This window comes from Halostagnicola sp. A56 (genome assembly GCF_000691505.1).
Lineage (GTDB): Archaea > Halobacteriota > Halobacteria > Halobacteriales > Natrialbaceae > Halostagnicola.
Map to the genome: position 1 here is coordinate 466,331 of NZ_JMIP02000017.1, position 7,477 is coordinate 473,807.

Genomic DNA, 7,477 nt, shown 5'->3' on the forward strand with positions numbered 1-7,477 from the left:
TTGTCACGTTCGACCGTCTGGGGTCAGCGTCCCGAGCTCGCCCGATATCGACCCGTTTGCCCGTGAGTTTAAAACAGAAGCCGAGCGAGAGCGGGCCATGTCGAAACACGACACGTTGCGTTTCCGTTCGGCTCGCTCCGTTCGAGCGCTGGCCGAAGCGGTGGGACTCATAGGTGATCGAACGGAGTCGGCAGCGAGCGCGAGTAACTGTCGATGTGAGCCGACGTTCGATGAGCGGACGCTCTACATCGATGCGGAGGATTGTTCTGGCGACCTTCGCGATTCCGACGAGTGCAGACGAACGGTGGTCGAAACGCTCGCGGATCGCGACGCGGAATCGATCGTCATCCGGTCGAACGGGCTGGAGTACCGATATCCCGCACGAGGCGTCGACGTGCTCGCGGCTGCGGGACGGTTCGTCGAACTCCTCGGCGCTCGCGACGAGCGTTTGGCCGAGACCGCGGCCGAAGATCCGCTCGCCGTCGCAGCCGAACTTGACGGGCGTGCCGACGAGACGGCTGACATCGGCGTCGAATCCGGGCTTCGACGGGCTTCGAGTGGCGTCGAGAGCTACGAAGATGTCCTGACTCCACTCGTCGGGCTCCCGATCGCACACTATTTCGTCGATCGGTCGACCGATGACGCCACACGGCTGCGTGACGTCCGAACGCTCGAGACGGGAACGACCGCACGGATCTACGACAGGGACGATGCCGTCGCGCTCTACGAACTCGAGCTGGTCGACCTTTCGCTCGGCGCAAAGACGACGACGCTCCTCGACGGCTACGAGGCGATCGCAGACGGCGACGTCGACGGCGATCGTGCACCGTCTCGAGCCATCGAATCGGTGTCCGACGGTCCGGTCGATCCGCGGCTCACGAATATTTTGGAGAAGCACACGAGCGGCTACGGCGTCCTCGAGGACCTGTTCGCAGATTCGAGGGTCACCGATGTCTACGCGACCTCACCGGTCTCACAGAACCCGATCCGGGTCGTCGTCGACGGGGAGTCGATGGCGACGAACGTTCGTCTGACTACGGGCGGATCGCGGGCGCTTGCGTCTCGCGTCCGCCGGACCAGCGGCCGGCCGTTCTCTCGAGCCACGCCGACGGTGGATGCGACAGCGGCGCTCGAAAACGGAACGGACGTTCGGATCGCCGGGATCACCGATCCGGTCACGGATGGAATCGCGTTCGCGTTCCGCGAGCAGGCCGACGAGACGTTCACGCTACCGACGCTCGTCGAGAACGGAACGATGTCTGCATCGGTTGCAGCATTCCTTTCGGTCGCGATCGAACGCAGCGCCGCGACGCTCATCGCGGGAACTCGAGGAGCGGGCAAAACGACGCTTCTCGGGACGCTGCTGTACGAGCTGACGCCGGAGACGCGAACCGTCGTCATCGAAGACACGCCCGAACTGCCGGTCGATCGACTTCAGGCGGTCGGTCGCGACGTGCAAGCGCTCCGAACCGGGCTCGGAGACGGCCCGGAAATACCGCCCGCCGACGCTCTTCGAACGGCGCTCCGTCTCGGAGACGGCGCGCTCGTCGTCGGAGAAATTCGCGGCGAGGAAGCGCAGGTCCTCTACGAGGCGATGCGGGTCGGTGCTAACGCCAATGCTGTTCTGGGAACGGTACACGGCGACGGTGGCGCTGCCGTGTACGAGCGCGTTGTGTCGGATCTCGGCGTCCAGCCGTCCTCGTTCAGCGCGACCGACCTGGTCGTCACCGTTCAGAGCTACCGCACCGACGCCGGCCGAAAGCGCCGGTTGGCCGCGATCGAGGAGATCGTGGGCAACGGTGACGACATCCGCTTCGAACCGCTGTACGAACTTGCGGACGAACGGGCGGCCTCGACGGGTCGAATCGAGCGAGGTGAGAGCCGACTCGTCGGGCGGTTGACCGGCCCTGCAGAGTCGTACGCGGACGTTCGAAACGCGATCGAGTCGCGAACGCAACAGTTCAGCGAACTGGCCGCTGACGGACGAACGAGCCCTCGAGAAGCTGCAACGGCCTACGCTGGTCGACCACTCGCATAAGTCGATGAGCGCACTTTCATCCCTCCTCAAGGCGCTCTCGAAACTGTATCCCTGGTCGGTCGATGCGAGCGACGAACTCGCCGAGTCGCTCTCGTTTGTCGAATCACCCCTCGAGGCCGACACGGTCGTCCGTGCGGGATACGGCGCCGGTCTCAGTTCGGTCGCGCTGGTGCTTCCACTGTTCGTCGTGCCGGTTCCGCTGGCGGTCGTCGGATTTTTCGCGCTTGTACTGCCGATAACCGCGGTCCACGTCGTCCACGCAGGGCCGAAGCTCGCGGCCGCATTCCATCGAACAGAGGCGCTCGGCGAGACGCCGAACCTGATCGGGCGCGCAGTGCTTCGAATGCAGGTCCAGCCGGCCCTCGAGAGTGCCGTCCGATTCGCTGCCTCGACGGGACGCGGCCCACTGGCTGCGAGCCTCGACGGCCACATCGATCGCTCGATGGGAACGCCGCGAACGGGATTGCTCTCGTTCGCAGACGAGTGGGACGAGCGGTTTCCGGCGCTTCGGAGATCCGCGCACCTGCTGGCGACCGCACAGCAAGCGCCCGAGGCCGAACGAGCCAGGACGCTCGATCGGGCGCTCGCCGCGGTTCTCAACGGAACGCGAAACCAGATGGCAGCGTTCACGGCCGCAATTCGCGGGCCGACGACGGGGGTGTTCGCGTTCGGGGTCATGCTCCCGCTCGCGGTCGTTGCACTCGTCCCCTCGGTTCCGATGGTCGGTATCCCCGTCACTGTCTGGATGGTCGTCCTGTTCTACAACGTCGTCTTGCCGGGTGCGCTCGTCGCCGCCGGATTCTGGTTACTCGTCCGGCGACCGGTCGCGTTTCCGCCGCCGAAAATCGATCGCTCGCATCCGGCCCTTCCCGATCGATTGTGGTCCCGATCGCTGTGTGGCGTTTGCATCGGTTCCGGAGCATATCTCGCGGTGAACGCGGTCGGCTACCCCGAGCTCGCGCCGATCGCTGGCCTCGGTCTGGGTCTCGGAACCGGGCTGCTCGCAGTCTATGGCCCGATATTGCGCGTCAGGAACCACGTCTGCGACGTCGAGCGATATCTCACCGATGCGCTCTATCTCGTCGGTCGGCAAGTGTCCGAAGGCGAATCCGTCGAATCGGCCATCGCACTCGCAGGAGAGCGAGTTCCCGACGAAACCGGCGACGTGTTCGCTCGTGCGGCCGGACTCCAGCGACGACTTCACGTCAGCGTCGAGGAAGCGTTTTTCGGCACGTACGGCGCGCTCGAGTCGATTCCGAGCCCACGCGCCCACGGCACCGCGGCCCTGCTCGCGCTCGCAACCGACGAGGGACGGCCCGCGGGGCGGGCGATCGTTTCGATGGCCGACCACCTCGAGGAACTCGAGGAACTCGAGCGCGAAACCAGACGGAATCTCGAGGAGGTGACGAGCACGCTCGACAGCACGGCGGCCTATTTCGGGCCGCTCGTGGCCGGTTCAACCGTCGGATTGGCGACGATGATGGCCGAGATGAACCTGACCGCCCTCGACGGCGCGACGGCGTTCGCCCCGAGTACCCTCGCGCTTTCGATCGGGGTGTTCGTGCTCACGCTATGTTTCGTGTTGATCCCGCTCTCGCTGGCGCTTCGTCACGGTCTGGATCGCGCCCTGATCGGCTATCACGTCGGCCGAGCGCTCACGTCCGCGACGATCATCTACCTCCTCGCGATCTGTCTCATCGACATCGCATTTTGATGGCGAAGCGCGTTTTCGCGAAAGTACGGACTCGAGTCGTCTGAGAGTTTAAATACGAACGGGCGGCCAGAGTCGGTATGGATCTCGAGGCACCCGCGGACGCGTGGTACGTCTGGCTGGCGCTCAGCATCCTCAGCGTCGCGGTTACCGGCATCGTTCTCGGCCTTCCGACCGGGCTGCCGCCCGATGCCCCCGAGGCGGCGAACACCATCGAACGCACCGCGGGTGCGACCTACGAGGCGAATTCAGTCTACGAACACGACGCGACTGCGCTGAAAGTCCACGGGCCGACGATCGCACTCCGAAACGAGCACGGAACGAGCCACGCGAGTCTCGCCTACGGGACCATGGTTCCGGTGATGGGCGACGAGCGACTCGAGAACGTTACGGCCGGAACGCCGTTCGAGACCGAGTACAGCGACGAACTCGAGGATCCCGACATCATAGCAACCACGGCGTTTTTCGAGGATCTTGCGGCTGCTAACGCGAGCAATTCAGGAGAGTGGGTTCCGGCGGATAGCGAGTTACGAACTCGAACGGTGAGCGTCGTGTCGCCGTCGGTCGACGTCTCGGTCGAACCGGAAGAGTGGGGGATGGGGGACACGACCCGAAGCATGGAGTTTCTCTACGAGGGGAATACGGAGACCCAGATTGCGATTAGCACGACAGGGACACACTGGGGCAAAAACGAGCCACAAACCGAAACACAGCACGTGAAAGTCGACGAAGGGGTGGGGGGTCATCGCTATTCCCTCCACACCGACGATGGTCCGCACAATCAGATTCACTACCCGTTCGATATCGACGTGCGAGCCGGCGGACAGCACGTGTGTCACGAAACGGTTACACGTGCCGATCACGGCGAGAAAGTGGCCGTCTGCGACGAATCCGAGGGACATATCGATACCACCGACGATCGAAAGTGGGTGGAACGAAACGACCGAACTGGGCGCTATCACGTCACGCTCGTCGACGCGTAACCATCACCTACCGGCTGGTAACGACATCATATCTACAACGGTGATCGTGAACGAAACTGTCGTGGACACGTTCCTCGCGATCGAGGCGGATCCATACCTCCCTACGCATGTCTAGGATACACGTCCCAAAACCAGGGAAACAGACAGTACAGATCGTTACCTGTATGCTGATCATAGCCGGTTGTATCGGCGGGATTGCCGCGTTCGCAGGCCCAGGTGCGGCAGCGACTGGTACGGCGGCCATACAGCAGAATACGGCGACCGAGAACGTTTCAGAAGAAGCCTACAAGCAACCGGTTCCAGACCGAGACGACGAATATTTCGAGGCGGCCGACCCGGAGAACGACTGGGTGAGCTATATCAACCCGCGCGATAAGTATCGAAGTCCGTACCTCGGCGACGGATCCGGAAAGATCTGCGTCACGATGGTCAACGAGGCCGGCGAGGTCGTCGACGGCCAGAGCATCCCCAATACGACCGTCGAAGTGCCAACCGGCGAGTCGCTCGATTGGCACACTTCCGCCGACCCGTTCACGGTCGAATATCCCCTGACCGAGCACTACGAACGGCCGCTCGATGCCGACCAGTTCGGCGACTCGCCGGACCTGATAAAGGGTGACGGCTACCTCGACAGCCACTGCATGGAAATCCACGGGCTTCCCGAGGACGGGTCGGTCGAATACGGCGAAGTAAACGTCACGGGTGAACACGCCGACGACGTCGACGTCGTCGGCTACATCCAACAGGAAAACGAAGCCTGGGACGCGGATGTCGACCCGATAGATGACGCCGAATCGTACGAAGAAGCCGGCGGCGGCTGGACGTACTACCCGGGCGGCTCCCACGGTCAGGTCGTGGTCGTGTTGCAACTCGACGACGCTGACGGCAATATAGACGACTCCAAAAACATCGACTCGAGCGACGACTCGACGAACAATTCGATCAACGACAATACCGACGATGACGGCGATGGTGCCACCACCGCCGAGACGATACCCGGCTTTGGCATCCTGACCGCTATTGCCGCGCTCGTGGCGGTCGTGCTGGTTCGGCGCCGTCGGTGAGCACTGTGCCGAATCGCAGCCAAGAGTAAGGGTTAACTTCACCCCCTGTTATCGGTGACACGAGGGCCCTTAGCTCAGTCTGGTTAGAGCGCTCGGCTCATAACAAGCGCCGGTACCGTGCCGGGTTTGAGGGATACCGAGTGGTCGATGGTTCGAATCCGTCAGGGCCCACTCGAGAATAACCCGAAGTGTATCCGGTCCCGATTCGGCCGTAGCCGGAAAAAAAGCACCTCGAAAGGTACTTTTTCACTTTCGCGAAAACGGGTATTTGAACCTGAACCGAACCAGCTACTGGTTCCGGGCACTCGCCCTCCTGCAAAATTAGTATCCGAAAGTGGGGGCGGCGGGTATGATACGGTGGGAGACGGGTCGAAACAAACAGCGCTGTCTCACGTGTGAGAGTCACCGTCGCCCCAAAATTCCGTCATGGCTCCGGTGGTCGCGACGACCGGACTCACCGCTGTTCGGATTCCGATACGATTCGCGGACTCGGCAAAGGCAGTGTAGCTGGGAAAGATGTTGTCGACGTCGATCCGCTCGAGCAACCGGGCCGATTCGGCGTTCCGATAGACCAGCTGCCGTCTAACGTTCGCTCACTCGTCGAATCTCGAGCTGTCGCGACCGACGGAGGTGAGGGGCGGTGAGCGGTAACGCCTCGAACGGTACCAATCACTCGTGCGGCCGGAACCGCTTGCTTCCACAGGAGCACTGGTCCCGTCCAATCGGACGAGTTCGTCCGGACGAGAGCACTTTTGCGGCATACACTGACCCGCAGCACTCACAGATACCGACGACGCGCCTGTGCTGTGTCATACTGTTCACCCAGTTCGTCAATGCACTCTCGATTAGCGACTATATTGTTATCGATTTCTGTTTACGAAAGGGCAACCCTGTTCACCGATGCCAGTCACTACAGACGACTACGGATCAGAATTTCTCACAGTCTGAGACTTTGACGCGAAACGAAGGGAGCGACTCGCAGCGAACTCCGAAGCGCAAATCTCCGCGAAACACGGCGGCGAGAACGCGAAAAGCGCTGTTATCCAATAGCTATTCTATAAAACATGGAATTACAACCACTCAATTCAGTTCTGAAACGTCGGCCACTAATCTGGTTCGTTCCACGCTGACAGAGACCCACAATAATCGATTCACATCACTCAGCGAGTGATCAGGTAGTTAAAATACGATACTCGAAATCATTACTGTAACTATTTTATTCCACAGCGATAGGGTAACCATTTGATAAGCCCTCTCGGTAGTCTGATGGAGCAAGAGTACTAACCACCGAAACGACTATACAAAGCAACAGATTATGGGAATACGACTATTTCTCCGGATTAATAGCTAATTACCACAGCTATATGCCATGAGTCGTGCCATGTAACACGTTCGCATATGCGATCAACGAAGACAAGTTGCTCACCGACTGATCAGATAAACGATAGTACTCCAGACCGTAATACCAACGACTAATAGAGAGCGATAGTGACTGTTAGTGGGTAAATACATTTGAGTTTATTAGAGGAGACAGTCAACTTGTACCGCACTGAGCAAAATTTCTTCGGATCCACTTTTCCATCTGGGACTTTTTTTGAAGCAGTTTATCCCTGCGGACCGTTCCCAGACCGGCAGAAGCAAGCTTAAGCCCTAACCGCCGCAGCCACCTTGCGTAGCGTAC

At 60.8% G+C, this 7,477-nt stretch carries 4 protein-coding genes and 1 tRNA gene; all 5 read left to right on the forward strand.

All coding sequences use genetic code 11. The features are described from left to right. Nucleotides 1-97: 97 nt before the first annotated feature. On the forward strand, nt 98-2,038 hold the full coding sequence (locus EL22_RS09460) for a type II/IV secretion system ATPase subunit (RefSeq protein ID WP_050051245.1): 1,941 nt from the start codon (nt 98-100) through the stop codon (nt 2,036-2,038). 4 nt (nt 2,039-2,042) lie between these two features. Continuing rightward, entirely contained in the window at nt 2,043-3,752 is a 1,710-nt protein-coding gene (locus EL22_RS09465) for a hypothetical protein (RefSeq protein WP_050051246.1), read from the forward strand. A gap of 77 nt (nt 3,753-3,829) precedes the next feature. Further along, a complete protein-coding gene (locus tag EL22_RS09470) occupies nt 3,830-4,732 on the forward strand; it encodes a hypothetical protein (RefSeq protein ID WP_050051247.1) in 903 nt (300 codons plus the stop codon). A gap of 164 nt (nt 4,733-4,896) precedes the next feature. Then, complete coding sequence (locus EL22_RS09475; RefSeq protein ID WP_050051248.1) at nt 4,897-5,796, forward strand: PGF-CTERM sorting domain-containing protein; 900 nt, start codon at nt 4,897-4,899, stop codon at nt 5,794-5,796. Between the two features lie 63 nt (nt 5,797-5,859). Next, nucleotides 5,860-5,967: transfer RNA gene (locus EL22_RS17155), tRNA-Ile, on the forward strand. The last annotated feature ends 1,510 nt before the right edge of the window (nt 5,968-7,477 follow it).